27 protein-coding genes are annotated in these 23,190 nt (G+C 50.8%); 21 read left to right on the top strand and 6 right to left on the bottom strand.

Annotation, left to right across the window (positions count from 1 at the left end; translation table 11 throughout):
- Positions 1–230: 230 nt before the first annotated feature.
- The 5 genes from metG (at position 231) to FS806_RS10780 (ending at position 5,794) form a co-directional block, all read left to right on the top strand.
- Positions 231–2,213 (top strand): methionine--tRNA ligase, encoded by a 1,983-nt coding sequence (gene metG / locus FS806_RS10800; RefSeq protein WP_144935747.1) that lies wholly within the window; start codon positions 231–233, stop codon positions 2,211–2,213.
- Between the two features lie 140 nt (positions 2,214–2,353).
- Complete coding sequence (locus tag FS806_RS10795; protein WP_144935744.1) at positions 2,354–3,349, top strand: metal ABC transporter substrate-binding protein; 996 nt, start codon at positions 2,354–2,356, stop codon at positions 3,347–3,349.
- 80 nt (positions 3,350–3,429) lie between these two features.
- Positions 3,430–4,224 carry a metal ABC transporter ATP-binding protein gene (locus FS806_RS10790; RefSeq protein ID WP_144935741.1) on the top strand — a complete coding sequence of 265 codons (795 nt, stop codon included), beginning with the start codon at positions 3,430–3,432 and terminating at the stop codon, positions 4,222–4,224.
- A 19-nt stretch (positions 4,225–4,243) separates the two neighbouring features.
- Entirely contained in the window at positions 4,244–5,050 is an 807-nt protein-coding gene (locus FS806_RS10785; RefSeq protein ID WP_144935738.1) for a metal ABC transporter permease, read from the top strand.
- Positions 5,051–5,077: 27 nt separating this feature from the next.
- Complete coding sequence (locus tag FS806_RS10780) at positions 5,078–5,794, top strand: cytochrome c biogenesis CcdA family protein (RefSeq protein WP_144935735.1); 717 nt, start codon at positions 5,078–5,080, stop codon at positions 5,792–5,794.
- A 35-nt stretch (positions 5,795–5,829) separates the two neighbouring features.
- On the opposite strand, the gene splB is transcribed toward FS806_RS10780, so the two are convergent.
- A complete protein-coding gene (splB, locus tag FS806_RS10775; RefSeq protein ID WP_144935732.1) occupies positions 5,830–6,888 on the bottom strand; it encodes a spore photoproduct lyase in 1,059 nt (352 codons plus the stop codon).
- A gap of 202 nt (positions 6,889–7,090) precedes the next feature.
- On the opposite strand from splB, the gene mntR reads away from it, so the two are divergent.
- Both mntR and FS806_RS10765 read left to right on the top strand, forming a co-directional pair.
- On the top strand, positions 7,091–7,513 hold the full coding sequence (gene mntR, locus FS806_RS10770) for a transcriptional regulator MntR (RefSeq protein ID WP_144935729.1): 423 nt from the start codon (positions 7,091–7,093) through the stop codon (positions 7,511–7,513).
- A gap of 212 nt (positions 7,514–7,725) precedes the next feature.
- Positions 7,726–8,706 carry a patatin-like phospholipase family protein gene (locus FS806_RS10765; RefSeq protein ID WP_144935726.1) on the top strand — a complete coding sequence of 327 codons (981 nt, stop codon included), beginning with the start codon at positions 7,726–7,728 and terminating at the stop codon, positions 8,704–8,706.
- Here FS806_RS10765 and FS806_RS10760 read toward each other — a convergent pair.
- Both FS806_RS10760 and FS806_RS10755 read right to left on the bottom strand, forming a co-directional pair.
- A complete protein-coding gene (locus FS806_RS10760) occupies positions 8,700–9,014 on the bottom strand; it encodes a hypothetical protein (protein ID WP_144935724.1) in 315 nt (104 codons plus the stop codon). The genes FS806_RS10765 and FS806_RS10760 overlap by 7 nt on opposite strands.
- An 11-nt stretch (positions 9,015–9,025) precedes the next feature.
- On the bottom strand, positions 9,026–9,916 hold the full coding sequence (locus FS806_RS10755) for a DUF1385 domain-containing protein (protein ID WP_225312809.1): 891 nt from the start codon (positions 9,914–9,916) through the stop codon (positions 9,026–9,028).
- A 293-nt stretch (positions 9,917–10,209) separates the two neighbouring features.
- Here FS806_RS10755 and aroQ point away from each other — a divergent pair, with 293 nt between their 5' ends.
- The 4 genes from aroQ to FS806_RS10735 all read left to right on the top strand — a co-directional run bounded on the left by aroQ (position 10,210) and on the right by FS806_RS10735 (position 13,973).
- Positions 10,210–10,656 carry a type II 3-dehydroquinate dehydratase gene (gene aroQ / locus FS806_RS10750; protein WP_144935718.1) on the top strand — a complete coding sequence of 149 codons (447 nt, stop codon included), beginning with the start codon at positions 10,210–10,212 and terminating at the stop codon, positions 10,654–10,656.
- Between the two features lie 5 nt (positions 10,657–10,661).
- A complete protein-coding gene (locus FS806_RS10745; protein WP_144935715.1) occupies positions 10,662–11,735 on the top strand; it encodes a M24 family metallopeptidase in 1,074 nt (357 codons plus the stop codon).
- Positions 11,736–11,781: 46 nt separating this feature from the next.
- Positions 11,782–12,339 carry an elongation factor P gene (gene efp, locus FS806_RS10740; protein ID WP_144935712.1) on the top strand — a complete coding sequence of 186 codons (558 nt, stop codon included), beginning with the start codon at positions 11,782–11,784 and terminating at the stop codon, positions 12,337–12,339.
- A gap of 377 nt (positions 12,340–12,716) precedes the next feature.
- Positions 12,717–13,973: an aspartate kinase gene (locus tag FS806_RS10735; RefSeq protein WP_144935710.1), complete on the top strand. Its 1,257-nt coding sequence runs from the start codon at positions 12,717–12,719 to the stop codon at positions 13,971–13,973.
- 4 nt (positions 13,974–13,977) lie between these two features.
- Here FS806_RS10735 and FS806_RS10730 read toward each other — a convergent pair whose 3' ends face one another.
- The 3 genes from FS806_RS10730 to comA are packed head-to-tail and all read right to left on the bottom strand — an operon-like array spanning position 13,978 to position 16,231.
- Complete coding sequence (locus FS806_RS10730; RefSeq protein WP_144935708.1) at positions 13,978–14,442, bottom strand: DUF441 domain-containing protein; 465 nt, start codon at positions 14,440–14,442, stop codon at positions 13,978–13,980.
- Between the two features lie 57 nt (positions 14,443–14,499).
- Entirely contained in the window at positions 14,500–15,261 is a 762-nt protein-coding gene (locus FS806_RS10725) for a 2-phosphosulfolactate phosphatase (RefSeq protein WP_144935705.1), read from the bottom strand.
- Between the two features lie 43 nt (positions 15,262–15,304).
- Positions 15,305–16,231 (bottom strand): phosphosulfolactate synthase, encoded by a 927-nt coding sequence (comA, locus tag FS806_RS10720; protein WP_144935702.1) that lies wholly within the window; start codon positions 16,229–16,231, stop codon positions 15,305–15,307.
- Between the two features lie 142 nt (positions 16,232–16,373).
- Here comA and FS806_RS10715 point away from each other — a divergent pair, with 142 nt between their 5' ends.
- From FS806_RS10715 to accB, 10 genes are all read left to right on the top strand, one after another.
- Complete coding sequence (locus tag FS806_RS10715) at positions 16,374–16,640, top strand: YqhV family protein (RefSeq protein WP_144935699.1); 267 nt, start codon at positions 16,374–16,376, stop codon at positions 16,638–16,640.
- 68 nt (positions 16,641–16,708) lie between these two features.
- Positions 16,709–17,710, top strand: a complete 1,002-nt coding sequence (spoIIIAA, locus tag FS806_RS10710) for a stage III sporulation protein AA (protein WP_144935696.1) — start codon at positions 16,709–16,711, stop codon at positions 17,708–17,710.
- The gene (gene spoIIIAB / locus FS806_RS10705) at positions 17,703–18,221 is read left to right on the top strand and encodes a stage III sporulation protein SpoIIIAB (RefSeq protein ID WP_144935693.1); all 519 of its coding nucleotides are present in this window, start codon (positions 17,703–17,705) and stop codon (positions 18,219–18,221) included. Before spoIIIAA ends, spoIIIAB begins: the two co-directional genes overlap by 8 nt.
- A 48-nt stretch (positions 18,222–18,269) precedes the next feature.
- Positions 18,270–18,473 carry a stage III sporulation protein AC gene (spoIIIAC, locus tag FS806_RS10700; protein WP_144935690.1) on the top strand — a complete coding sequence of 68 codons (204 nt, stop codon included), beginning with the start codon at positions 18,270–18,272 and terminating at the stop codon, positions 18,471–18,473.
- Positions 18,474–18,482: 9 nt separating this feature from the next.
- Entirely contained in the window at positions 18,483–18,872 is a 390-nt protein-coding gene (spoIIIAD, locus tag FS806_RS10695) for a stage III sporulation protein AD (RefSeq protein ID WP_144935687.1), read from the top strand.
- A gap of 32 nt (positions 18,873–18,904) precedes the next feature.
- The gene (gene spoIIIAE, locus FS806_RS10690) at positions 18,905–20,098 is read left to right on the top strand and encodes a stage III sporulation protein AE (protein ID WP_144935684.1); all 1,194 of its coding nucleotides are present in this window, start codon (positions 18,905–18,907) and stop codon (positions 20,096–20,098) included.
- A gap of 29 nt (positions 20,099–20,127) precedes the next feature.
- Positions 20,128–20,886, top strand: a complete 759-nt coding sequence (gene spoIIIAF, locus FS806_RS10685) for a stage III sporulation protein AF (protein ID WP_144935681.1) — start codon at positions 20,128–20,130, stop codon at positions 20,884–20,886.
- Between the two features lie 89 nt (positions 20,887–20,975).
- Positions 20,976–21,611 carry a stage III sporulation protein AG gene (gene spoIIIAG, locus FS806_RS10680; protein ID WP_144935678.1) on the top strand — a complete coding sequence of 212 codons (636 nt, stop codon included), beginning with the start codon at positions 20,976–20,978 and terminating at the stop codon, positions 21,609–21,611.
- A gap of 57 nt (positions 21,612–21,668) precedes the next feature.
- Positions 21,669–22,316 (top strand): SpoIIIAH-like family protein, encoded by a 648-nt coding sequence (locus FS806_RS10675; protein WP_144935675.1) that lies wholly within the window; start codon positions 21,669–21,671, stop codon positions 22,314–22,316.
- 357 nt (positions 22,317–22,673) lie between these two features.
- On the top strand, positions 22,674–23,168 hold the full coding sequence (gene accB, locus FS806_RS10670; RefSeq protein WP_144935671.1) for an acetyl-CoA carboxylase biotin carboxyl carrier protein: 495 nt from the start codon (positions 22,674–22,676) through the stop codon (positions 23,166–23,168).
- Positions 23,169–23,190: the final 22 nt, after the last annotated feature.

Here is a 23,190-nt window from a genome sequence, read left to right as displayed (position 1 = left end):
AATAGCTCTCGTCCCATGATGGACGGGAGCTTTTTTAAATATAAGAAAGTATAAGTTTTCATCTATACCTGTTCTCATATTTCATCGGTAAACGCGCCCGTCCTAAGGACGGCGATAGCCGTTTATCCTTGGGTTGTAAGTCCGGGGATTCCCCGAGAAATCCCGGAATAAGCTTCGAAGGCATATCGGTTGTTTTCGATTGTATGAAAATAAAAGAAGGAGGCTGCATCATGGCAGAGCCGAACAAAACCTTTTACATTACAACACCGATTTATTACCCTAGCGACAAGCTCCATATTGGTCACGCCTATACGACCGTGGCCGGAGACGCCATGGCCCGTTACAAGAGGCAGCGCGGGTATGATGTCATGTATTTGACAGGCACCGACGAGCATGGGCAGAAAATTGAAACGAAAGCGAAGGAGAAGGGGGTCGCCCCGCAGCAGTTCGTCGACGACATTGTCGCGGGCATTAAGGAGCTTTGGGCCAAGCTGGATATTTCCTATGATGATTTCATTCGCACGACGGAAGAAAGACACAAGGAACCGGTAGCCCGCATTTTTCAGCAGCTGCTCGATCAGGGAGATATTTATTTGGGCACGTATGAAGGCTGGTATTGTACCCCGTGCGAATCTTTCATTCTGGAACGGGAGCTGGTGGACGGTCACTGTCCGGATTGCGGCCGCCCGGTAGAGAAAGTGAAGGAGCAAAACTATTTCTTCCGGATGAGCAAGTATGCGGACCGTCTTCTGAAGTATTATGAAGAGAATCCGGATTTCATCCAGCCGGAATCCCGACGCAATGAGATGATCAACAATTTCATCAAGCCGGGTCTCGAAGATTTGGCGGTTTCGCGCAGCACATTCGACTGGGGCATCCGGATCCCGAACGATCCGAAGCACGTCATCTATGTTTGGATCGACGCCTTGTCGAATTACATCACTGCTCTTGGCTACAAGTCCGAAGACGAATCCAAATACGAACGGTACTGGCCGGCGGATGTGCATCTGGTCGGCAAGGAAATCGTCCGCTTCCATACGATCTACTGGCCGATTATGCTGATGGCTCTAGGTCTTCCGCTGCCCAAGAAGGTATTCGCTCACGGCTGGCTGCTGATGAAGGACGGCAAAATGTCCAAGTCCAAAGGCAATGTCGTCGACCCGGTAACCCTGATCGACCGCTATGGCTTGGATGCCTTGCGCTATTATTTGCTGCGTGAGGTGCCTTTCGGCTCCGACGGCACCTTCACTCCGGAAAATTTCGTAGAAAGAATCAATTTCGATCTGGCTAACGATTTGGGTAATCTGCTGAATCGGACTGTGGCCATGATCGACAAATATTTCGACGGAGAAATTCCCGCCCTCGTTCCCGATGCGACCCCGTATGATGCGGATCTGCAGAGGACGGCCCGCACGGCTGTAGAGAAAACGGAGGAAGCGATGGAGAAGATGGAGTTTTCCGTCGCGCTGACCGCGATTTGGCAGTTGATCAGCCGCACGAACAAATATATTGACGAAACCCAGCCTTGGGTGCTGCATAAGGATGAGAGCCGTCACGTTGAGCTTGGATCCGTCATGTATCATCTGGCCGAATCTCTGCGAATCGTATCGGTATTGCTGCAGCCTTTCATGACGCAGACCCCGGCCAAGATATGGAGGCAGCTGGGAATCGAAGCCGGAGACCTGACGGCCTGGTCCAGTCTGGAACGATTCGGTGAGCTGCCGGCCGGCATTCGCGTCCGCAAGGAAGAGGCCATCTTCCCACGCCTAGAAGTGGACAAGGAAGTGGAATTTATCGTTGCCGCCATGACCGGAGGCAAGGGGGCCGAATCCGCCGCCCAGACTGCGCAGAAGGAAGCTTCATCCGCAGATGAGGAGATCGTGCGCGCTGAGGAAATTTCGATCGACGACTTTGCCAAAGTGGAGCTGCGGGTCGCAGAGGTTCTGGCGGCCGAGCCGGTCAAGAAGGCGGATAAGCTGCTCAAGCTGCAGCTTGATCTCGGCTTCGAGCAGCGCCAGGTTGTGTCGGGAATCGCCCAGTATTACAAGCCGGAGGAGCTGGTTGGGCGGAAAGTCATCTGCGTAACCAATCTCAAGCCGGTGAAGCTGCGCGGAGAACTGTCCCAGGGCATGATTCTGGCCGCCTCCAAGGGGGACCAGTTAACCCTGGCTACCGTACCCGATCATATGCCGAATGGCGCCATCGTTAAGTGACAATAAAGCCCGCTTCCAAGTTGGAGGCGGGCTTTGCGCCTTATTGTCCGGTTGACAAATCGATAAAACTGCCCGTATAATCGTACTGTAAATAAGGATGATTACGATTTACAGTCATTTATCGAGGGAGACTACAGCTAATGAGAAATCGGATTTATTGCGGCGCTTTTGTGCTTCTTATTGTTTTTGCCGCTCTGTTAGGGGGCTGCGGCGGCGGCTCTGATCTGGCCGAAGACAAGACGAATGTCGTCACCAGCTTCTACCCGCTCTATGATTTTGCTTCCAAAATCGGTGGAGACCGCGCACATGTCATCAATCTGGTTCCGGCCGGAGTGGAGCCGCACGATTGGTCACCCAAGAGCAAGGATATCCGTCTGATTAACCAGGCCGATGTGTTTGTCTATCAAGGTGCCAATTTCGAAGGCTGGGTGGAGGATTTCCTCGGCAGTATGAAGCCGGATACCGGCGTTAAGATTGTGGAGGCGAGCCAAGGGCTCGAATTGCTTCCCGGAGATCACGATCATGAGGAAGATTCCCACCATGACGAGCATGCTGCGGACGAGGGGAAGAATAATGGAGAAGAGGATCACGAAGGCGGTCATCACGAGCACGGCGAGATGGATCCCCATGTATGGCTGAGCCCGAACAATGCCAAAGCGATGGCCGAGAAGATCAAGAACGCCCTGGTGGAGGCGGACGCCGGCAATAAGGACTATTATGAAGCCAATTATAGCAAGCTGGCTGAAGATTTGGATCGTCTTCATCAGAAGTACAAGGAAACATTGAGCGCACTGCCGAAGAAGGAAATCGTCGTTTCGCACCAGGCTTTCGGTTATTTGGCTCATGACTACGGACTGACACAGAAGGCGATTATGGGACTGGCGCCGGATGCGGAGCCGACAGCCCAGGATATGAAAGAGATCAGCCAATTTGTACGGGAAAATAACGTCAAATATATTTTCTTCGAAGAGCTGGTTTCCGACGCTTTAGCTAATACGCTGGCTAAAGATTTACAGATAGAGACGCTCGTGCTGAATCCTCTGGAAGGCTTGACGGACGAACAGCTTGCTGCAGGGGAGGACTATTTTTCCGTTATGGAGAATAATTTAGATCATTTGGTGAAAGCTTTGCAATAATGCGTTAACGGAAGAGGCGGTACAGACCTGAAGCTGCTGTAGACGTCTTTTTCGTTTTCTTCCGAAGGAGAGTTAAGGATATGGATACCCCTAGAGATGTCAGCGGGTTTGACGGAAAGTGCCACGATCCGGTAGTCAAGCTGGACCGTATTTTCTTCTCCTATGACCGCAAAGACGTGATCAGCGACTTGTCCCTGCAAATTCTGCAGAGGGATTTCGTAGGAGTTGTCGGTTCCAATGGAGCCGGGAAGACAACGCTGTTAAAAATGATCGTAGGCCTGATTAAGCCCGTCCGCGGGGAAGTAAGGCTCTTCAACGAGCCGGTCGCCAGCTTTAAGGACTGGGAAAGAATAGGCTATGTTCCGCAAAAAAATAATTTCAATCCGCTGTTTCCCGCCACCGTGAAGGAAGTTGTGATGTCCGGATTGTATGGGCGGAAGAAGCTGTTCCGAAGAATAACCAGGGACGATATCCGCAAAGTGGATGAAGCGCTTGAGGCAATGGGAATCAGCAATTTGCAGGAGCGCAAGATCGGGCAGCTGTCAGGGGGACAGCAGCAGAGAGTGTTCCTGGCCCGCGCGCTTGTCAACAATCCCGACCTGCTGATTCTGGACGAGCCGACCGTCGGCATTGATGCGGAAACGCAGGAAAGCTTCTTTCATATGATCCGTCATATGCATCAGCATCATCATATAACGTTCATCATGGTGACGCATGACTTGGATATGCTGGAATCCTATCTCGGCCATGAGCCGGTTCACAGCTCCGGTAAAATCCAGTTTTATATCAAACATACGCATAGTCCGGAAAATTGCGATGAGACCGGTCTGGCCCATACATTGACCGACTTGCGCGAACCGGTGCAACTCCGATAAGGGAAAGAGGAAAAAACGAGTGGATATTTTTTTGGAGCCTTTTTTTCAAAGAGCATTGATAGGCGGAATTCTGATCGGAATTACAGCCCCGTTAATGGGGGTGTTTCTTGTTCTGAGAAGATTGTCGATGATTGGGGATACGCTGGCGCACGTCACGATCGCCGGGGTTGCTCTCGGATTTTTGATTAATCTTTATCCGGTTGCAGTGGGACTTGTCTTTGCGCTGCTTGCTTCCTTTGCCATCGAATGGCTGCGCAAAGCCTACAAAACCTATGCCGAACTATCGATTGCCATTATTATGTCCGGCGGTATCGCTCTGGCGACCTTCTTATTCACAATGGGCAAAGGCTTTAATGTAAAGGTGACGAGCTATCTGTTCGGAAGCATTTATACTTTGGACCAAATGGACTTGTGGCTCGTTTGCATTGTAACCGTTCTTGTCGTTGCCGTTGTGCTCGTTAATTTCAAGGAATGGTTCCTTATGTTCTTCGATGAGGAAGCGGCCGCGGTCAGCGGCTTGCCGATCCGTTACTATAATATTCTGATTACCATGCTTACGGCTCTCGTTATCAGCGTGGCCATTAAAATCGTCGGGGCTCTCCTTGTTTCCTCCCTGCTGACCATCCCGGTAGCGGCCAGTCTGGCGGTGGCGAGGAGCTTTAAACATTCTGTTTTTATGGCTGTATTATTTTCCGAAACGGCCGTCATTGCCGGCTTGGTTGCGGCAGGCATCTGGAACTTGGCGCCGGGCTCCTCGGTTGTGCTATTATTGATCATGATACTGCTTGTAACCCTGCTCTTCCGGGCGGGTTCCAGAGCGAAATAGGAGCATTCAGAGGGAAGGAAAACCGCTATGGAAATCAACGTTGGAATTGCCTTGTTGGCCGGGATAGCGTCTTTTATTTCTCCTTGCTGCTTGCCGTTATATCCGTCATATTTGTCCTACATTACCGGGATTTCGGTGAGCGAGCTTAAGAGCAGCGGCAATAAAAGCCGCGTAAGGCTGCAGACATTCGTGCATTCCTTGTTTTTTGTCGTTGGCTTTTCGGTTGTATTTTATGTGTTGGGATGGGGAGCCGGAACGCTGTCCGGCTTGTTCAGCCAATATCAGGATTTGATCCGCAAGCTGGCGGCCGTTCTTATTCTGGCTATGGGATTATTTATGATCGGTATATTTCAGCCGCAATGGCTGATGAAAGAACGCAAGCTGCAGTTCAAATGGAAGCCGGCCGGTTATTTGGGCTCTTTTCTTATTGGAATAGGCTTCGCTGCAGGCTGGTCTCCCTGTGTCGGCCCGATTCTTTCGGCCATTCTTGCTTTGGCGGCTTCTGAGCCGAGCACATGGTTTGCTTTGATTACCGCTTACTCATTGGGATTCGCGCTCCCGTTTCTCATTCTCGCCTTCTTTATCGGGTCTACCCGCTGGATTCTCCGTTATTCGGCGCCCTTGATGAAGGTGGGGGGAGCTTTAATGATCGTGATGGCGGTGCTGTTATACACCGATCAACTGACTCGAATAACGATCTGGTTTAACGAATGGACGCCGGACTGGCTGCTGAAGCTGATGTAACGTAGCCTGACGGTGGTGGGTGTGCTGCAGAACTATCAAGTGAAATAATCGATAGTCGCTTCCGGGAATTTATCGAAGATTTGTTCGGTAATATGCTCCCTGAGTGCTTGGGCCTGTTCGTCGGGATATACGTACTTGCCCTGTCCCCAGCGCCCCCACTTATACTTTCGTTTCGCTTCGTCCATTTCCAGCTTTGTCTTCGGATAGCGCTTGAGAATGACGTTTTTCGCCGTTTTGGTGAACCGGTGCTGAATCAGCTCGAAGGTCAGGTCCTTGACGGCTTCGCGGGGTAAAGCTTCCTTAAGCTTCTCCAACAGATGCGCATACCCTTCTTCCCAGCCCTCATGCCAAATAATCGGGGCAATGATGAAGCCGAGCGGGTATCCTGCTTTGGCAATCTTACCGGCGGCTTCGATTCGTTCCGCGAAGGTGGAGGTTCCGGGCTCGAATTGTTTGATAACATAGTCCGCATTGACACTGAAACGGATGCGGGTATGGCCGTTATGCCTAAGATTAAGCAGCGGCTCGACATGGTGGAATTTACTGACGAAACGCAGCCGGCCGTAAGGTTCGTCCGCCATGAATTCGATCAACTCGGACAGGGAGCCGCTGATATGCTCCAGCCCTAGCGGATCGGATGTACATGCGGCTTCGAAGCGGGTGATTTCCGGGGCGCGTTCATCGATATATTTTTTAGCGGCCTGCAGGATTTCATCCGTATTGACATAAACGCGGATATAAGGCTTCGCCCCGAGCGTCGTCTGCAAGTAACAGTAATGGCAATGAGCCATACAGCCGGTCGCAATCGGAATCGCATATTCCGCGGAAGGCTTGGATTGGTCGAAGGTAAGTGTTTTGCGTACTCCAACGACCAGTGTATTTTTGGCCATACGATACTTGGCGAATTCGTTATCCCCCGGCAGATTGGTGATTCGGTTATGCGAAGTCGTCATCCGGATAGGAAGCCCTTCCTTCTTAGCCCATTCCATAATCCGAACTCCTTTGGGATAATTCAAAGCGTTCGGTTCGAAATAGACCAATTCCGGAATGAAAACTTTAGTGCTTCGCGGCGGGCGGGCCGTTTGAACAGACATAGGCGGGTTCGAGGCTCCTTTCTAAATGGTATGGATGGTTCTATCCGTTAGAATTCGTAAGAGATCCCTGTTTAACACATGGGAATAAACAACTGATGGTTGTTTTTATGGTAAACTTGCTTTACTTAGTCCAAATGGTATATCATACATACAGTACTATTGAGCGGTTTAGTTGTGGTTAAACTGGCAAGGAGGGGTTCGGATGGCCACACCGAGTATGGAAGATTATTTGGAACGCATTTATAAATTAATCGATGAGAAGGGCTATGCCCGTGTATCCGATATTGCAGAAGGTCTGGCTGTTCATCCTTCCTCTGTAACTAAAATGATCCAAAAACTCGATAAAGACAGCTACCTAGTCTACGAGAAATATCGTGGACTTATTTTAACACCCAAGGGCAAGAAGATGGGTAAAAGATTGGTAGAACGGCATCACCTGCTGGAGCAATTTCTTGAGGTCATTGGTGTACAGGAAGAAAATATCTACGCGGATGTAGAAGGAATCGAGCATCATTTAAGCTGGGATTCTATTACATGCATTGAAGTGCTGGTAGAGTATTTCAACCGGCATCCCGAAGCATCGGAGCAGCTTAAACAGCTTCGGGCCGAGATGGAAGCCGAATAGAATAACAAGAAGAAGAGGACCTGCGGGTCCTTTTTTTGTTTACTTGGAGCGAAAGACAAAGTGGTTCTCGGAATTTGTCTGTCCGTACCCCGGCGCCAACCGCTTTCCGTCATGAACGAGTCCCTGGCAGCGGTTCTAGGGACATCTCCCGTCGTCATACATATACAACGACTCGTATTCATACGGATTCGGCAGACGGGGGAGGCGGAGCGATGAAGGTCAATGCCGTTTTTGAAGGCGGTGGAGTGAAGGCTATAGGATTGGCAGGGGCGGTCAGCGAGGCGGAGAGAAGAGGGGTTACCTTCCACCAGTTGGCGGGAACGTCGTCAGGGTCCATAGTGGCTGCCTTATTGGCAGCGGGCTATAAAGGGGAAGAAATGAAGCAAATCATTCTGAGCACTCCCTTTATATCCTTTCTGAAAAAAAGCTGGCTCCACCAAATAAGGTGGATTGGTCCGGCCATCCGGCTGTTCGTTAAAAAAGGGCTATATTCCGGTGAGGAGCTGGAATACTGGATTTACAAGCTGCTGCAGGCCAAAGGAATCCGGACGTTCGCGGATCTGCCCTATAACCGGCTGAAAATCATTGCCTCCGACATTTCCCTCGGGAGATTGCTCGTCCTTCCCGACGATATTTCCCGTTACGGAATCGATCCCCACAAATTTACGGTGGCCAAAGCGATTCGCATGAGCACCAGCATTCCTTATTTTTTCGATCCGGTCATTATCCGCAAGAGATATCCCCGCAAGAAGAAGGAAAAATTTACAGATCAATTTGTTTACATAGTGGACGGAGGATTGTTGAGTAATTTCCCCCTATGGTTATTCGATGCCCATGAAGCGGAACCGGGGGAGAAGATTTTGCCGACATTGGGATTTCAGCTCGTAGGCCGGGGAAGCAACGAGCCTAACCGGATTGTCGGCCCTCTTAGCATGCTGCAAGCTCTGTTCTCGACCATGATGGATGCACATGATGAAAGATTCATCGAAGAACACAAGTCTTTTCGCACTATTAAAATTCCGACATTGGGCATTCATACGACCGAATTTGATCTGTCCAAAGAGAAAAGCATGGAGCTGTATGAATCCGGCAGGAAGGCCGCGGCCAAATTTTTCGATAAATGGTCGTACGAGGATTACCTGGCCAAATGCAAAAAGACGGACGTAGCCGCAATGGCAGTCGTCCGTCAGTGATACCGGGGCGGCTCGTCTTCATCCCCGGAATTATTCTTGTTTCCTTCAATGACCCGGAAGCGAGCCCGTTTTCTCTGTGCGGGTCCGCTCCTCCCCGTCCGCTGCTTGGGCTTGGGCCGGGAATAAGAAGAGGAGGACGTGAACAGGCGGCGAAGGCGGGCCGGAGGGAATTTATACAGCAGAAAAATCGCTCCGAAGATAATGACCGGGAGCAGGAAGGTGCCCGGTGATTTGACCAAATTATATAATATACCAATGGCGATCAGTGTTAGTACGATATAAACCGCAGTCGGATATCGTCTTCTCATGGACGGCCTCCTTAGGGAACTAGGGATTTTTTGCCGAAATCGGAATCCAGTTCTCTCATGCGGTTGAACGAAGCGATCGACACCTCGACCTGGTCGTCTGTAGGCTGTTTGGTTGTCAGCATCTGAAGCCAAAGCCCCGGATAGCCCAAGTATTTAAGCACAGGGGTATCCCGCAGCAGGTTGGTGAAGCGCAGAGCTTCATAAGATACGCCGATTACGACCGGCAGAAGAACGATCCGCTGCCAGATTCTATCCCATAAGTTATCGTATGGCACGAAGGAATAAATGATGACCCCGATCAGAACCGTCAGTACCATAAAGCTGCTTCCGCAGCGGTAATGCAGGGTGCTGAACTTCTGCACATTCTGGACGGTCAGCGGGACCCCCGCTTCATAAGCGCTGATCACTTTATGCTCGGCCCCGTGATATTGGAACAGTCTCTTAATCAGCGGTGTTAAAGAAATAATATAAATATAGCCGACGAGGAAAATGATTTTGATCAGGCCTTCAATCAGATTGTGCAAAATTTGGTTCTCGAATCGATCTTTAAAAATGATGTGTTCCACAAAGGCAGGGACAACGGTGAAAATAAGCTTGCCGAAAATAAAGGAAAGCACTCCGACTACGGCTACCCCGAGTACCAGCGTCAGCTTGCCCATCATTGACGATTCTTCCTGCTTGACTTCCTCGCCTTCCTCCTCGGCAAATACCTCTGCGGAAAAATTAAGATGGCGGGAGCCGTTAGCGGTAGATTCCACAATAGCGACAAGTCCCCTCAGGAAGGGAATTTTCTTGAGTATGCGAACCCATTCCTTACCGCTTTTACGAGGAACCTCCAGAAACGAGATTTCCTTGTCCTTGCGGCGCACGGCCGTAACATGGACGGACTTACCGGCAAACATAACCCCTTCGATTACCGCCTGTCCGCCATAGATGTTGTTCTGAGACAATAAGTTCACCTTCTCAACATTAATCTTTTTCTTTATTTTAACGAAAACGGGTACGGAATGCCAATGATTTACGCAATCATATAATGGATATACTATCGGAAGCATGCCAACCATCGACCTTATAAGTCTTTCCAAGTTTTTTCAACAACTCATAGACCCCCGCGAAAATCAAAAAGTATTCTCAAACCGGGGAAACTTATGGTAAAATGGCTACGTTATCAAGCCAAACTATCCAGGTGATCTGATTGAAAAAAATTTTGGTGCTGCACGGTCCGAATTTAAACATGCTCGGAATTCGTGAACCCGGCGTCTACGGCACAACTTCATTGCCGGACATAGAGCGCAACCTGCAGCAGCTGGCCGGAAGGCTGTCTGTGGAATTGGAATGCTTCCAATCCAACCACGAAGGAGAGCTCATCGACCGCATCCATCAAGCGTACGGGGTTATGGACGGGATCCTCATCAACCCCGGTGCCTTCACCCATTACAGCTATGCGATCCGCGATGCGATCTCCTCGGTGCAGCTGCCGGTCGTAGAAGTGCATCTGTCGAATATCCATCAGCGCGAAGCTTTCCGTCATGTATCTGTTACTGCTCCGGTGTCTGTGGGCCAAATAACCGGATTCGGGGAATATAGCTATGAGCTTGGCCTGATGGCTTTGCACCGGCATCTTACAAAGGAAGTCAGGTGATTGCGATGAAAACGTCCAGATTGACCCGGTTAAGAGAAGCGATGGAAAAAGCCGAGCTGGAAGCACTTTTTGTAACCAATGGCTATAACCGAAAATATCTTACCGGATTTACAGGAAGCTCCGGATACGTTCTTGTGACGCAGGACCGGGCTGTTCTGCTGACCGATTTTCGCTATACCGCTCAAGCGGCCGAGCAGGCCAATGACTTCGAAGTCATAGAACATCAGCGCAAGATTATGCTCTCGGTCAAGGAGATTCTGCACAAGCATGGAATCCGCAGACTCGGCTTCGAGCAGAATGACGTCACCTACGGCACGTATTTGAGTTACTCCGCCGATTTGGGTGATGTAGAGCTGGTGCCGACAGAATCGCTCGTACAGAAGCTTCGAATGATCAAGGATCAGGATGAGCTGCGAATTATGAAGGAGGCCGCCGCTTTGGCCGATGACACTTTCTCCTTCATTCAGACGAAGCTTAAGCCGGGTGTTTCCGAGAAGCAAATTGCGCTGGAGATGGAATTTTATATGCGCAGCCGGGGGGCCGCATCTTCTTCCTTCGAAACGATTGTCGCCTCCGGGGAAAGATCCGCGCTTCCTCATGGAGTCGCGAGTGATCGTTTGCTGGGAACGAATGAATATGTTAAGCTCGATTTCGGAGCCTATTACAAAGACTACTGTTCGGATTTGACCCGCACGGTCTGCCTCGGACAGCCGACAGACAAGCATAAGGAAATTTACCAGATCGTGCTGGAGGCTCAGATGCATACGCTGGCTAATCTTAAGCCGGGAATGACAGGCAAAGAAGCCGATGCGTTAGCCAGGGATATCATCAAGCGGGCAGGGTACGGCGATAACTTCGGGCACAGCACCGGCCACGGCCTTGGCATGGAGGTTCACGAAGCCCCGGGCTTGTCCTATTTGTCCGAAACCGTGTTGGAGCCTGGAATGACCGTTACGGTCGAGCCGGGCATCTATATTCCGGGCTTCGGAGGCGTCCGCATTGAGGACGATATCGTCATAACGGATACCGGAATAGAACGGTTGACATATTCGGACAAAAATTTGATCGTCATTGATTAATTTCACTCGTGAGCCCTGGGTTCACTTTCTTCAAGGAGGATAAACCATGATTTCTGTTAACGACTTTAAAACCGGATTGACAATTGAGCATGATGGAGACCTGTTCTCGGTTATCGATTTCCAGCATGTGAAACCAGGTAAAGGAGCGGCCTTCGTCCGTTCCAAATTGAAGAATATGCGCAATGGCAACATTGTGGAGAAGACATTCCGCGCCGGAGAAACTGTCGGACGGGCCCATGTGGAAAATCGTGAAACCCAATACTTATACTCTGCCGGAACGGAGCATACGTTCATGGATACGGAAACGTATGACCAGTTCAGCCTTCCTTCCTCTCGTCTGGAATGGGAGCTAAAGTTCCTCAAGGAGAATATGAGCGTTAACATTATTAGCTATCAGGGAGAAATTCTGGGCATCAGCCTTCCTAACAGCGTGGAGCTCAAGGTCGTTGAGACGGAGCCGGGGGTTAAAGGAAATACGGCAACCGGCGCTACCAAGAATGCAGTACTCGAGACCGGCTTGAACGTACAGGTTCCTCTGTTTATTAATGAAGGGGACGTGCTTCTGATCGACACCCGGGATGGCAAGTATATCTCCCGTGCCTAATCTAAGCTTCTGTGGCAAGCAGGTTTAACTAAAGCCTTCTGTCCGGAAAGGGAATTTTAATTCTTTTTCTGGATTGAAGGCTTTTTATACGTATTAATAAACCGGCTGATCGAACCTTTCTGAGGCAGGGGGATAACATCGAAAGCTATAGCAAGAGGGTGGTTAAAGAAGCAGAAGAAACAGCGTTTCTCCTTAGCGTTACTTTTAGCAAATAAAATCCTATTGGAAGGCGAGGAAGTACCTGCCGCTGAATAGAATTAAACATGGCTTTTACCCTCGATTGTTCTGCAGGAGAATTTCACAGTTTCTTGTCACAATTTGTCGGGAGTATGCTATAATAGAAAATTGTTAAATGCTTGGGTGGGGAGTGAACCAACTTGTCATTAATCGTTATGAAATTTGGCGGCAGCTCTGTTGGGGATGCCGATCGCATGAAGCGTGTCGCGGCAAGAATAGTGGATAGACAAAGACAAGGAAACCGATGTGTTGTTGTGGTATCTGCTATGGGTGACACGACGGATGATTTGATAGATTTGTCCAAACAAATAGTTTCAGGCGCTCCTCCCGCTCGTGAGATGGATATGCTGTTATCTACCGGTGAGCAGGTTTCCATGGCGCTCTTGGCTATGGCAATCCGGGAATTGGGAGAATCAGCCGTATCTTATACGGGTTGGCAGGCCGGGATGATAACGGATCCTGTTCATAGCAAAGCCCGCATTACCGATATACGCCCGGACCGGGTTATTAAATCTGTAGAAGAGGGCCATATTGTCATTGTTGCCGGCTTCCAGGGAATGACTGAAGACGGACAGATTACGACGCTCGGCCGCGGAGGTTCGGATACGACGGCGGTAGCGTTAGCCGCAGCTATTAAAGCTGATTTATGTGAAATTTACACGGATGTGGACGGAATCTACTCGACCGATCCGCGGGTAGTTAAAGTCGCCCGTAAATTAAACGAGATTTGTTATGATGAAATGCTGGAGCTGGCCAATTTGGGTGCCGCGGTGCTGCATCCGCGCGCGGTAGAATACGCCAAGCATTATCAGGTCCCGCTGGTGGTACGATCCAGCTTCTCAACTAACGAAGGTACTTATGTGAAGGAGGAAGCAGTGATGGAGCAAGGGGTTGTCGTGAAGGGCATCGCCTACGATAAGAACGTGTCCCGCATTAGCATATTGGGGGTTCCGGAGAAGGTGGGGCAGCTGGCCAAAGTATTCTCCGCTCTTGCCAAAGAAGGCATCGATGTGGATATTATCGTGCAAAGCGGAGTCAAAGACGGAGCCGCCGATTTCTCGTTCACCGTCTCTTCCTCCGACAAAGACAGAGCTATGGAAGTGATTGCTTCCATTCAGTCAGAAATCGGATTCCGCGAAGCCGTATCTGAGGTTAACCTGGTGAAGGTTTCGATCGTCGGAGCGGGAATGGTCAGCAATCCCGGAGTGGCAGCCACCATGTTTGAGACGATTTCCGAGCTGGGTGTCAGTATCAATATGGTAAGCACATCCGAAATTAAAATGTCCTGTGTCATCGATGCCGACCGGTTGAACGATGTTGTTCGCGCGCTGCACACCGCTTACGGTCTGGATACGGATGTCCAGGCATTCGTTGGCGGACCGGCGGAACGGAGATAAGGGCCTAGCCGAAACGCTCGAAAATATAATTGAAAATTTTCAATAATAGAGCGGTTATTCCGGCGGCCATCAAGGGGCCTACCGGAATACCGCGCATGAAGACGATCCCGAAGATCGATCCGATTACCAGACCCACAATAATTTGTGGGTCTATTTTTAATAGTTCAAGCCCTTTGCCGTTCATATAAGTGGCGATCGCTCCTCCGGCAAGAGCAAGAATACCCGGCCAGGACGTGAAGACGGTGGATACTTCCTTCCAGGAAATTTTCTCGCTGGCAAAAGGCACGAGAACTCCCATAGTCAGGAACAGCAGGCCTAATTCAAGCCCTCTGCGCTCGATTCCCGGCAAATAGCGGTCCAGACTGACCAGCTTGACGACTAACAGTATGCAGGCAGCCGTTGTAATAATATGGGACCGTCCGATAAGACCGATAATGATCAATGCGACGAGGATGAAATTTCCGTTCATTCAGGATTGCCCCTTGTCCAAGTGGATTCTATTTAAGTGTATGAGGGGCATGTGGAATTAGAACAGGCTTTTGAGGGAGCTAGCAGGCTGCGGACTATCCGGCAAGGCCAACAAGCATACCTTCCGCTCCTCGTCCAGCACCGGCACGACCGGCATAGCATCGACCTGACAGCAGAACAGCACATCATCCTTACAGCCCAGACGACTGAGCCTGATTCCGTTGGCGCAGCTCAGAACGATACGGGACAAGTCCCTGCTTGCCTGACGATAGCTCTGTTCCATAGCCAGGCCGAAATCGTTCATCCTTCCTTCGTCTCCCAGACCGCGCAGGATCAATCCCCCGATCAATCCCGCGCACAGACCATCCTCCATGGAAAATTGTCCCTGGGTGCCGGAGCAGAGCAGCATGACGTCTCTTCCAGATGCTGAGGCTGCGGCTGCGCAGGCTGACGCATTAAGGAAAGAACCGATGAACACCTGCTTGGCTTTCCTCGCTTTGCTTATGGCTGACGTTCCGTTAGTGGTGGTCATGACGATTTTTCTGCCTCTTACCGCAGGTGACATATATTCGGAAGGTGAATTTCCGAGATCGAATCCGGCTATTCGCTCGCAGTTGCGTTCGCCGCCGAGCAGATCGCCCGCTTCTTTCATTTCCCAGGCTTGCTGAATAGTTTTAACCGGTATGACCGATACGCAGCCATGAGACAGTCCTGTAACGATATTGCTGGTGGCGCGCAGAACGTCAATGACAACGACTGTTTTGTCAGCCAACTCTTGTTCTGTCTTCTCGTTAAGAGTGGGAATGACCTCAATCTGCATATTCTTTTCCTCTCTATTAACTTATTCATTCACAACAACAGCGTTATTTAGGTTTATGCAGGCTGCTCACCTTGGCGAGCGGTTCGTCAATACGCCATTCGGATGCTTCATACCCCAAATTGAGAGAATCACCGGTTTTTGCTGCGGGATCGGTTTCAATATCAAACTTCTGGGCGGCGGCCGCCAGCGTGAAGGTATCCGCACGCAGCCCTCGGCGAAGCGCCTCCAGCGAGAGAACTTCCTGCGGAGCTACGTTACCCAGATTGATCGTCGGCCCCAACCGGTTAATAAGATGGACCTGCTGGGATTTCTGAGGCGCTTCCCACATGAGAATATGCTGTCCCGGAATTTGGCTTAATACCTGCTCAATCTGATCGTCCCGGCATTCCCCGTTCTCATCGAAGATTCCGACCCCGGCTCCGGATTCTCTTCCCTCGATCGTTACCAATTCCGCTCCCAGCCGGATATCTTCATTCATGGTTTCCACCAACTCAGAGGCTTCAATGGTGGAGCCCCATCCTTTTTTTCCATATTCCGTGTAGACCTTCAATCCGTGTGAAAGCGCGCAGCTGATAAGCTCATTCCTTCTCCTACGGTCCAGATCAATGATTCCATCGGATATTTCAATGGAATTAAAGCCAATTTCCTTAATCATGGCAAAATATTCATCGACCGCCCCTCCATGGACAGCGACTTCCAGAAAAGTTCCTCCGGGATAAATGTCGATTCCGAAGGCTTTGGTCATTTCCACCTTGTGGGCCAAAAGACGCTTCGGATATAAGGGCGATGTGCCGAATCCGATTTTGATCATATCGATATACGGGGCTGTCGTGGCCAGCAAATCCTCCAGCGCATGCAGTCCCAGCCCTTTGTCAATCACCATGGTTTTACCGCAGGTCCGCGGCTTCTCTAATCGGCTTCGGGTCGGATCCGATAGAAGCGGATGCCAATCCAGTGAGGTTGCTTCCATAGAAATAATCTCCTCGCGTTAAGAATTGATTCCACATGTGACCATCATATGCATTTGAAAATAGCGTTGTGCCCATCATCCTAAAAAGAGACAAGCCCGCATAGAGTAGAGTAAATGAATCAAGAAGGAAGGGGGGAGTCTATTGATTAACAAAATCGTTATGAGCATGGCTTCGCTTCGGATTATATCGGGGAGCCTGGAAATTTTGGCCGCTCTGCTTATTCTTCGGCTCAATCAGGTGGACAAAGCTCTCTTGGTCAACACGGGTCTGGCGGTCGTCGGACCGATCGTTCTATTAACTACCACGACCATTGGTTTAATAGGAATCGCAGACAAGCTGTCCTGGGGTAAATTCGCTTGGGTGATTGTCGGGGTAACCTGCATTTTTATTGGGATTTTAAAAAAGTAATCTGTCATAAATCATTCGGCCAAGCATAAGTATGTTGTAGACACTGGACAACTTGGAGGCAGCCGAAAATGCTAGAGTCCTTAAAGACCATTCTACCTCATCCATTGAAATCCGCCGTAGAGCGTCTGCCTTCTCCTATCGGCTCTCAATTGGAAGAGCTGCGAATCAGGGAGGGCAGGCCTTTAGAGATTGGGTATGGGGGCCGCTATGGTTTCGTTACCCGGGAAGGGACGGTTGCCAGTCATCCGGCGGAAGCGATGCGTCCTACGAACGAAGATTGCACGATGCTGCTCGATCTGCTGACCAATCATTCGGTATATTCCTTCGAAGAAGAGCTGAGGCGAGGGTATATTACGATTGCCGGCGGGCATAGAGTAGGCCTGGCTGGTAGAACTGTCTTGGGCCAGGGGCAGGTGAAGCTGATCCGGGACATCTCCAGCTTCAATATCCGGGTCGCCCGGGAGAAGCCGGACAGCGGTCTTCCCGTATTGCCGCTGCTGCTGGACCGGGAGCGGCGAAAGGTTCGCTCCACTCTGATTGTTTCACCGCCTCAGCACGGCAAGACGACAATCATCCGGGATTTGGCCAGATTGATCAGCGGTGGAGGGGCTTCATGGCCCCGGGAAATGGACACATTCAAAGTGGGCATCGTCGATGAGCGCTCCGAGATTGCAGCTTGCTACAAGGGGGTTCCGCGATTCGACGTCGGTCCGCGAACCGATGTGCTGGACTGCTGTCCCAAAGCGGAGGGGATGATGATGCTGATTCGTTCCATGTCGCCCGACGTGCTGATTGTGGACGAAATCGGCCGGGCCGAAGATGCACTGGCTGTTCACGAGGCGGCCCATGCAGGCATAGCGGTCATTGCCACCGCCCATGGAGCGGACCTCGCAGACATCCGCCGCCGGCCTGTTCTGAAGGAGCTTTGGGAATCCGGGGCTTTCGAACGCTATGTGCAATTGCGCAAAACAGGCTCCTCCGTTAGGGTCGAAGCGGCATACGACAGCGCCGGAAAGCGGCTTGATGCACTTGTGCCGGCCACGGGCCTGCGGAGGAAGGCGGATGCTTAAGCTGCTGGGAGGATTACTCATTATTGGTGCCGGAACGATGTTTGGCTTTTACCAATCGATGCAGCTCAGCAGACGCCCCAGGCAAATACGGGAGCTTATCCACATGCTGCAGAGACTGGAAACGGAAATTGGGTACGGCTCCACTCCTCTCTCGGATGCGCTTCTGGCTTCAAGCAAGTCTCTGTCGGAGCCTGTAGCCGCTCTGTTCCGCCGGGCCGCCGAATATTTGGACCAGCCTACGGGAATGACGACAGAGGCGTGCTGGCGCAAGGCCGTGGTCGAAGGCTGGCGGGATACCGCCATGAAAGCCGGGGAAAGAGAGGTTCTTCTGCAGCTCGGACATTCCCTTGGAATAACGGACAGAGAGGATCAGCTCAAGCATTTGCGGCTCGCCGTCAACCATCTGCTGGCGGAGGAGGAGCAAGCTGCCGAGGATCAGAGAAAGTATGCGAAAATGTGGAAAAGCCTGGGGGCGCTGGCCGGAGCTCTTATCGTTATTCTTGTTTACTAAATGGCTGGCCGCCAGCCAACGCTCGGAATGAAGAATGAGGTGCCGTCTATGAACGTGGATGTGAACGCGATATTCCAGATTGCGGGAATTGGCATCATCATTGCCATGATCCATACCGTACTCAAGCAGATGGGAAAGGAAGACATGGCTCACTGGGTCACCGTCATCGGCTTTGTCGTGGTGCTTTTCATGGTCGTCAGCATGCTGAACGATTTATTCAGGGAAATCAAGACGATATTTCTTTTTCAGTAGGTGAAGGCAGTGGAAATCATCCAAATTGTAGGGGTGGGCCTGCTTGCCACCATTCTGATTCTCGTCCTGAAGGAACAAATGCCGTTATTCGCATTCCTGCTCGCTGTTTTTACGGGGATCGTCATTTTTTTCTTCCTGCTTGGCAAAATCTCTTCGGTGATCAACGTTCTCGAGGGATTGGCACGTAATTCCGGGGTCAATCCCGTCTTTCTCAAGACGATTCTGAAGATTATCGGGATCGCCTACATAGCGGAATTCGGGGCGCAGATTGTCAGGGACGCGGGACAGGAAGCCATAGCCGCGAAGATTGAATTGTCCGGCAAAATTTTGATTATCGTCATGGCCATTCCCATCATTACTGTCATTATCGAAACCGTAGTCAAACTGCTGCCGGTTTGATGGTACGAAGCAAGCATAGGAGCTGATCGCCGATGACCCTGCGGAACAGATGGGCGTGGACGGCCCTGTGGCTGTTCATTCTTGTATTCGGCGCCTCGCTGGGAGATACTGCAGCACACGCTATGGCGGGACCGGTGGATATCATCATACGGGAGCAAGCCGAGAATTTGCCGACGGACAAGGTGGAGCAGTTCTGGAACCGGCTGATGAAAGAATACGGCGGTTATTTTCCGGAAGGCCGGACTCCCGGATTTTTTGAACAGTTAATCCCGGGCCAACAGGGCTTCAGTTTCTCGGGAGTTTTGAAAGCAATTCTTTCTTACTTCTTTCACGAAATTTTGGTTAACGGCAAGCTGATGCTGACGATCGTGATTCTCACCGTATTCAGCATGATACTGGAAACCTTGCAGAGCGCCTTCGAGAAAAATGCGGTCAGCAAGATCGCCTACGCCATCTCTTACATGGTTCTGATCGTCATCGCGATCAACAGCTTTAACGTGGCCATCGGATACGCCAAGTCGGCCATTACCGACATGATCAATTTTATGATAGCGGTCGTTCCGCTGCTGATGACGATGCTTGCATCCATGGGAAATTTGGCCACCGTGTCCATCATGCATCCGCTGATCGTCTTTATGATCCATACCATTGGGACTGCCGTCTATGTATTTATTTTCCCGCTCCTGTTCTTCTCTGTAGTGCTGCATATTGTCAGCTCATTGTCGGACAGGTACAAGGTGACCCAATTGGCGAATCTTATTCGCAAGGTCAGTATGGGGTTGTTGGGCTTTTTTGCCACCGTCTTCCTTGGAGTGGTATCGGTTCAGGGGTTTTCCGGAGGTGCTGCAGACGGAGTGACCATCCGGACGGCCAAGTATATTACCGGGAACTTCGTACCTGTCGTCGGCAAGATGTTTACTGACGCTTCCGACACCGTCATTGGCGCGTCTCTTCTGGTCAAGAATGCGATTGGCCTGGTAGGTGTGGTCATCATTGTCCTGCTGTGCGCTTTCCCCGCGGTCAAAATATTAACGTTGGCCTTCATCTACCATTTGTCCGCGGCCGTCATTCAACCGATGGGTGACAGCCCGATTGTTACCTGCCTGCAAACGATAGGGAAGAGCATGATTTATATATTCGCGGCCATGGCGGTCGTCGGGCTGATGTTCTTCCTATCGATCACGATAATGATCACGGCCGGCAATATTTCCGTCATGATGAGATAGAAGATCGGGCAGTCTTGGAGGGGAAGAGGATGCAATGGCTTAGCGGCTGGTTGAAAGAATTGATATTGCTCATCTTGATTGCCACGTTTGCGGACTTGATTCTTCCTAACAATTCTTTACAGAGATATGTTAAAACAGTCATCGGCTTGTTTCTGATTCTGGTGCTTCTCTCTCCCGTCGTTCGCTTGCTGCAAAACCAGTGGGATGCGAATCGAATGATGAGGGCGGCCGAAGCCCTGCAGACGGAATCCGGCCGCCGAGGGATTCCTTCCCTGGAATCGATCACCCGCGAGGCGGAGAAGCTGGCAGCCTCCAATGAACGGCAGGCGGTGGCCATTCTGGAAACGAGGCTGGCGGAGGAAGTGAAGAAGGATTTGATTGAGAATACAACGGAACGGGTCGAGAGTGTCCAGATAACGGCGGGACAGGATTCCGAGGGGAAGCTGACGATTGAACGAATGAATATCGTTCTTGCCCTCGTTAAGCCGAAGGACGAGTCGTCCAAGGATGCCATTCCGGCTGCCGGCGGCCGGAAGATAGACATCGAACCGGTCCGGCCTATCGAGCCCGTTGAACCGGTAAAGCCGGTCATTATCGGCCGGGATTCGCCGCCGGAAGCGGAAGGGGCGACCGGGACAAGCGGGGGAGGCCGGTCTGCGGAGCTCGAATCCAGACGGGAGACGGTTATCCGGTATTTGCATACACAGTGGCAGATTGGGCCGGGGCAAATCCATCTAACCTTTGGGGGAAGGCCGGAAGGTACTAATGGCAATCGAACGAAGGGATGACGGGCATTCCGAACGCATCCGCGGTCTCCAATAGATGAATCAACGACAGCGATTCCGAAGTCCAATATGGGCTCGTAGTGAGGTGCCGTATGGGTAAGTGGAAACAAATGATAGAACAATGGATGAGCGGCGGCCCAGGCGGGCCTAAACGGATACAAGCCCTGCGAATGCTGCTCATTATCGGATTGGCGGGAGCAGCCCTGATGATTTTGAACTCCTTCATTACGGTCAAAGAGATCGATCCCGCGAGTACCGGACCGCCGTGGCGGGAGGATGCGCAGGAGACTATCGCCTTCGGGGGAGGCGGCAAGGACCGTTCGGTCTTCCGTGAATATGAGCAGGCTTACGAATCGCAATTGAAGGATATTTTGGCGAAGGTTGTAGGAGTCGGAGAGGTCGAAGTGCTGGTTACGATTGATTCCACGGAAGAGATAACCGTTGAGAAGAATACCCAGGAGAGCCAGCAGGTCACCAACGAGAGGGACCAGAACGGTTCCACGAGAAATAACTCGGATGTCACGCGCAGCAGTAACGCCGTCATGATGCAGCAATCGGGCGGCGAACAACCGCTCGTGCTGAAATATATCAAGCCGAAAATCAGGGGGGTGATGGTGGTAGCCAATGGCGCCGAAAATGCCACAGTCAAAAAGCTGATTGTCGAAGCCGTAAGCAGAGGCCTGGATGTTCCGGCCAACCGGATCTCGGTCGTTCCGCGCAAACAATAATTGCGGCAGGGGCAACACCCACCCATACCAAAGCGCATATCAAGGAGGAATAGATCAATGAATACCAAACGGCAAACGATATGGTTAGTTTCCATGCTCAGTTTAATGGTTGTGTTATCCGCCTACTATTTGTTCACCGAGGATGTAAACAAGATGGATTTAAATGCGGGCGGCGCAGCGCTGGAGCAGGTTAATGTGGATATTCAGCAGCTTGATCAGCATCCTAAGACCGATTCGGATCAGGCGGTTTCCGGCCAGGTTCAGAAGGAGACTGCCGGGCAGCAAGAAGCCGATAAGGGAGCGATCAGCCAGTCCGATCAGCAGATCCTGGAGCAATTGGAGAGCACGGCGACTTCCGGTGCCGACTATTTCTCCGCGTTGGCTCTGAAGCGGTTGGAAAGTCTGCAGAAACGGACCGAAGAATTGATGGAGCTGGCCAATAGCAAGGAGAAGAGCAGTGAGGAAGTGGGCCAGGCCTTGGAGGAGCTTCAGCAAATTGAAATGACTAACGCTAAAGTGGAAAGCTTGGAGGAACAGCTTACGCAAGACTATAAGAGCGCCATTGTTATGGAGCAGGACAATAAGTGGAGGGTCATCGTGCAAGCGGACAAATTGGAAAAAAGCGAAGCGGTCACCATTGCCGACTTGGTAATGACAGAAATGAACATAGGTCCTGAGAAAATTCAAGTACAATACATTCCATAAAAAAAGCTCCTGACGGAGCCTCTTCGAAGATGAATAACCCGGTATTAGAGGTAGCTTTTTATGCCAATTAGAAAGTTGTTCCATTTTAATGCTTTAATGAACTTAAACTTTCTAATGTGGTAAAAAAGAATCCTGTCGAAAATTCCGTTTTCAGCGTTTTTTTCTCGCTTTTTGTCGCCGGAGCCCGGGTAAACTGGGCTCTTTCCATTTCCATCGTTTATGTTATAATTACTAACGTTGCAAGTGATGCCGCTGCCTGTCCTTCCATAAGGACAGTGTCATTTTACAAATTCCAAAGCCCTATGCTTTCGAAGCCGGTTTTTGCTTCGCAAAAACATTAAGGAGTGAACGAGTTTCATGTTTAAATTAAGTGAAATCAAGGAATTGATTCAACTGGTGGATCAGTCCTCCCTTCAGGAATTGGAGATCCAGAATGAAAATTGCAAGCTGTTCATCCGCAAGCCTTCTCCATCCAAATCGGAGACGGTCTACGTAGCTTCGGCCCCCCAGCAGCAGGTCGCAGCCACTCCACAAGCTTCGCCATTACCTCAGGCCGCTGCCGTTCAAGCGGAAGCCGAGAGCAAGGATGGCCAACAACCTGACAGGTCCCATTTACATACAATCACATCGCCTATGGTCGGCACATTCTATTCGGCTCCTTCCCCGGAAGCACCGCCATTTGTCAGTGAAGGCTCCAAGGTTAAAGAAAACACAGTGGTTTGTATTGTTGAAGCGATGAAGCTGATGAATGAAATCGAAGCCGAAGTAAACGGAGAAATAGTCGAGGTTCTTGTAGATAACGGTCAGCTCGTTGAATTCGGTCAGCCTTTGTTCCTGGTTAAACCGATATAATCAGCCATACCTTCAGGAGGAA

This window comes from Paenibacillus sp. 32O-W, from assembly GCF_007679495.1.
Classification (GTDB): Bacteria; Bacillota; Bacilli; order Paenibacillales; family NBRC-103111; genus Paenibacillus_L; species Paenibacillus_L residui.
Note: the sequence above shows the minus strand (reverse complement) of the source record. Positions and strands in the feature narration are given on the sequence as shown.